Origin of the sequence: Streptomyces sp. NPDC001532 (genome assembly GCF_040298625.1) — a bacterium.
Lineage (GTDB): Bacteria > Actinomycetota > Actinomycetes > Streptomycetales > Streptomycetaceae > Streptomyces.
Genome location: NZ_JBEPAL010000101.1, coordinates 1 through 1627, shown reverse-complemented (window position 1 = coordinate 1627; position 1627 = coordinate 1). Strand labels below are relative to the sequence as shown.

The following is a 1627-nucleotide window of genomic DNA, read 5'->3' as shown; positions in this document are numbered from 1 at the left end:
TTTTCTTGGAAAACTTCTTCTGCTCCTGCTTCTTTCAGAACTTCAATTTGGGATTCTAATTTCTGTTCAAAGGTACTGACACGTGCATACCCAATTTTCATATTTTGACCTCTATTAATAACCCTAAGTTGTGAGTGATGTTATCCTTAAATCTTAGAGTCACTATTGTATAATTTAGACAAAGGACAAAAACATGCAAAAACGCTACTCAAAAGAATTTAAAGAAACCCTTATCGCCTTCTATCATTCTGGTCAATCCGTCACCCAGCTGTCTAAAGAATACGACGTGGCCCCTGCAACAATTTATAAATGGATAGACCTCTACTCTAAATCTAATGAAAGCTCCGTCTCTAAAGCTGATTTTCTAGAATTAAAAAGACAACTGGTTAAAGTTAAGGAAGAACGAGACATCTTAAAAAAAGTATTGACCATATTCGCCGAGAAAAAGAAGTGAGTGCTGCGGATATGGCTCAAACCATACAAACTTTAGCACTCAATGTCAGACTAAGCTGTCAACTCCTTGGTGTTACTGAATCAAGTTATTATGAACGGATTAACCGACATCCATCTAAAACTCAATTAAGGAGACAATACCTGTCACTCAAAATTTCTCAACTCTTCAATGCTAACCGAGGAATCTATGGTGCTCCTAAAATTCATCATCTTCTACTTAAACAAGGGGAAAAAGTCGGGTTAAAACTGGTACAGAAGCTAATGAAACAACTTCAACTCAAGTCTGTAGTCATTAAGAAATTTAAGCCTGGATACTCACTAAGTGATCACATCAATCGAAAAAATCTCATACAGACTGAACCTACAAAGAAAAATAAGGTTTGGTCAACCGACATTACTTATATTCCTACTCAACAAGGATGGGGTTATCTCTCAACCATTATGGATCGTTATACTAAAAAAGTCATTGCTTGGGATTTGGGCAAGCGAATGACTGTAGAATTAGTGCAAAGAACTTTAAATAAGGCCATTAAATCACAAGACTATCCAGAAGCTGTTATTCTTCATTCTGACCAAGGAAGCCAGTATACGAGTCTAGAGTATGAAGAGTTGCTTAAGTATTATGGGATGACTCACTCTTTCAGTCGAAGGGGATACCCTTATCATAATGCCAGTCTTGAATCTTGGCATGGACATTTAAAAAGAGAGTGGGTGTATCAATTTAAATATAAGAACTTTGAAGAAGCCTATCAGAGTATTTTCTGGTACATCGAAGCCTTTTATAATTCAAAACGAATCCATCAAAGTTTAGGGTATCTTACACCTAATCAATTTGAAAAGGTAAGTGCTTAAAATAAATAGATTAAAATTCTACGTTTGTTACTCTAAAAACTTGACTTAACGTCATCAATAAAGAATATAAAAAACTAAAGAATAAAAAGTCCAAAACAAAGTAACATGAAAAATAAAACAATAATAAAAGCAGTTTTTAGTATGATTACTGCTTTTATTATTTCCTCCAAAACTGTTGTTTTACCTTCATTTCCCGTAATGTTCAGAAAATTCATGAAGATATCCAAAATGATAATTTTTTGCAAATATACAGAAAAAGCAGTATACTTTTATTAAGTCTATTTAGAAAGATTTCATTGAGGTAAATATGGAAAGTGAAAAT

2 protein-coding genes are annotated in these 1627 nt (G+C 33.6%); one reads left to right on the top strand and one right to left on the bottom strand.

The genetic code is table 11. From position 1 onward, the window contains the following. On the bottom strand, positions 1–101 hold a 101-nt coding region (locus tag ABT232_RS38380; protein ID WP_351849442.1), incomplete at its 3' end, for a recombinase family protein. A gap of 92 nt (positions 102–193) precedes the next feature. Between ABT232_RS38380 and ABT232_RS38375 the strand changes: the two genes are divergently transcribed. Continuing rightward, positions 194–1305, top strand: a protein-coding gene (locus ABT232_RS38375; RefSeq protein ID WP_351849439.1) for an IS3-like element IS981 family transposase whose coding sequence is annotated in 2 segments (ribosomal slippage) — positions 194–410 and positions 410–1305 — 1113 coding nt in all. Because the reading frame shifts where the segments join, the coding sequence is not laid out codon by codon here. Positions 1306–1627 lie beyond the last annotated feature (322 nt).